The 2,410-nt window shown below is 42.6% G+C and carries 3 protein-coding genes; 2 read left to right on the top strand and 1 reads right to left on the bottom strand.

The window, feature by feature from the left end:
* Positions 1–79 precede the first annotated feature (79 nt).
* Positions 80–508 (top strand): response regulator, encoded by a 429-nt coding sequence (locus ACFQ2O_RS21240; RefSeq protein ID WP_377532828.1) that lies wholly within the window; start codon positions 80–82, stop codon positions 506–508.
* Between the two features lie 54 nt (positions 509–562).
* A complete protein-coding gene (locus tag ACFQ2O_RS21235; RefSeq protein WP_377532826.1) occupies positions 563–1,153 on the top strand; it encodes a DUF4142 domain-containing protein in 591 nt (196 codons plus the stop codon).
* A gap of 145 nt (positions 1,154–1,298) precedes the next feature.
* Here ACFQ2O_RS21235 and ACFQ2O_RS21230 read toward each other — a convergent pair whose 3' ends face one another.
* Positions 1,299–1,853 carry an arylesterase gene (locus ACFQ2O_RS21230; protein WP_377532824.1) on the bottom strand — a complete coding sequence of 185 codons (555 nt, stop codon included), beginning with the start codon at positions 1,851–1,853 and terminating at the stop codon, positions 1,299–1,301.
* Positions 1,854–2,410: the final 557 nt, after the last annotated feature.

Below are 2,410 nucleotides of genomic sequence, written 5' to 3'. Positions count from 1 at the left end.
CTTGATAGTATAACAATTGGCTCAACCTTTACCCTATAAAGGTAGACCTTGATAGAATATTTAAACAATATTTCCTGTTATGCACAAACTGCAACACATCCTCATTATTGATGATGATCAGATAAATAACTTATTCTCTCAAATAATTTTGGAAGATGCAGATGTGAGCAAACTTGTTTCTGTTTGCCACAGTGTGCCAGAAGCATTGGATTTTTTGCGCGATGCAGAAGTAAACCAAGACACAGCTTTTCCTGACCTTATTTTGCTGGACATAAGTATGCCTAAGCTTGACGGCTTTGATTTTCTTGCCAGCTATTATGAATTAGGTTATCCCCAGCGCTACAACTCCTTCATTTCCATGTTCACTTCTTCGGATGATCAGGAACACGTTGAGCGTGCAAGGAAGTATGATGTTGTGGTTGGATTTATAAAAAAACCACTGTCCATTCCCTCTCTAAATGCCATCCTGGAACTACAAGCAATAAGCCGCACAGAAAACAAAATATAAAAGTCTCGTATGCTATGGAATAGAAATCTAGTTCAACCCAACGTATACGAAAAGATGAAGAAATTGATGATGATAGGCTGTTGCCTGGCAGGTACTTTAGCCTTTACCTCCTGTGGCTCCGGCGAAGGCAATACCGAAGCTACAAATCAGACAGGCACACCAACTGTGGCAGGTGTAGACAGCACCATAACAGATGAGAATAAAGAGTTATTAGCCTTTGCTGCCCGCAACAATATGCTACAGATAGAGCTGGGCCGAATGGCAACGACAAAAGGAAATTCTGAAAACGCCAGAACCTACGGGCAGCAATTAACAGACTGGTATACTACAAAACAGCAGGAGCTTCAGGAGTTGGCACAGCAGTATGGCGTAAACGTGCCACAGCAACTGGAGAGTGACCAACAGGAGCATCTGGAAGAAGCCAGAAATGCCGATGCAAATGAATTTGACAAAGAGTACTGGGAAAGCGTGACCAAAGCGCAGCAAGATGCCATAGATCAATTCGAAAGCAACCTAAACGATGTGGAAGAAGCTGACGCTACAGCCTTCACACTTTGGGCACGTAACACATCAAAAGAGCTTCGTGCGCAGATGGAACAGGCCAAGGCCTATCAGCTAGAGCATAACAACAACAATTCAATATAACTTTTAGAGCATGTGTATTTTTCGTTTTTGCAAGCGAAAGCTAAATGGAAAGGATGGATTTTAAACAGGCTCTTAATTCAAAACCACCACAGTCCGCTGGTTAGGTATACTTTATACTTATCCAACGGACTGTGGTGGTATCAGGCTATTGCAGGAGTTCTTTTAAAACCACCCAAGTATGTTGCGCCAGCACCTTCTGCCCCTCTGCATTAGGGTGCACGCCGTCTGGCAGGTTCAGGTGCCGGTTACCTACCACTCCTTCCAACAAAAAAGGAATGAAGTGTACGTTATTTTTCAGGGCAAGCTCCCGGAACAGCTTTCTGAACTCAGCAGCATAACGCCCGGGTACAATATCAGGTATTTCCATACCTGAGAGAATTACTTTCACTTCAGGATACCTGTTTCTTACTTTATCTATAATAGCCTGAAGGTTGTGGCTCGTTTCACGGGCCGGAATACCACGGAGCCCATCGTTTGCACCTAGCGCAAGTATAAAAATAGTAACCGGCTCCTGTAACCAGCGCTCAATCCTATAAATACCGCCAGATGTTGTATCCCCACTCAGGCCTGCTCCAATTACCTTATACTCCTTAAAGCCCTCCTGCTGTAGCCGCTCCTGAATTAAATTCGGATAAGCTTGTGAGGCCGGCAAGCCATAACCTGCCGTCAGGCTATCGCCAAAAATAAGTATGTTCTTCATAAGTTTGTTTTATTCTGCTTTTGCTGCTGTTAAGCAGGCTGTATACACGCGAAGAGAAAAGGGCTACCCTTCAGGCAACCCTTTCTTCATTCAATTGACTTTACATGTCGTAGCTGCAACTGCTTTTGGCTCGCTATCAACGGCAGTATACCTGGTGCCAGTCCAATTTATACGCACGTGCATTGGCTAAACATTTCTGCACTCAGTTTGCCCTATAACAAGCACTTTCTTGCAAGTATGATTTATATATATTCAGCACTTTCACTTATACTGGTAATTGCACCGTTTGCCTCACTTCGCCGGCCTGCCAGATACTTGTTTTGCGATTGATGCGTTAGCACTTTATATATATCATAAGCCACCTTATATTGCTGTATTCCACCATTAACAAATCGATAAAACTGCTGTAAAACATCTTCTGCTTTACCATTGTTCTTATTGATAGCTTGTAGTTTTTTAAGTTCTTCTGATCTTAAAACGAAAAATTTAAATTCATAGTTATCATATTACTTGCCAAGCTCCGTATGATATACTTTAGGTACAGGTGCAGCCATAAT

Source organism: Pontibacter rugosus, from assembly GCF_042678745.1.
In the GTDB taxonomy this organism is placed as follows: Bacteria; Bacteroidota; Bacteroidia; order Cytophagales; family Hymenobacteraceae; genus Pontibacter; species Pontibacter rugosus.
This window is presented reverse-complemented; position numbering and strand designations above follow the sequence as displayed.

Coding starts and splice junctions, on each gene's coding strand:
- ACFQ2O_RS21235 (WP_377532826.1), top strand. CDS start 563: ATGAAGAAATTGATGATGATAGGCTGTTGCCTGGCAGGTACTTTAGCC.
- ACFQ2O_RS21230 (WP_377532824.1), bottom strand. CDS start 1,853: ATGAAGAACATACTTATTTTTGGCGATAGCCTGACGGCAGGTTATGGC.
- ACFQ2O_RS21240 (WP_377532828.1), top strand. CDS start 80: ATGCACAAACTGCAACACATCCTCATTATTGATGATGATCAGATAAAT.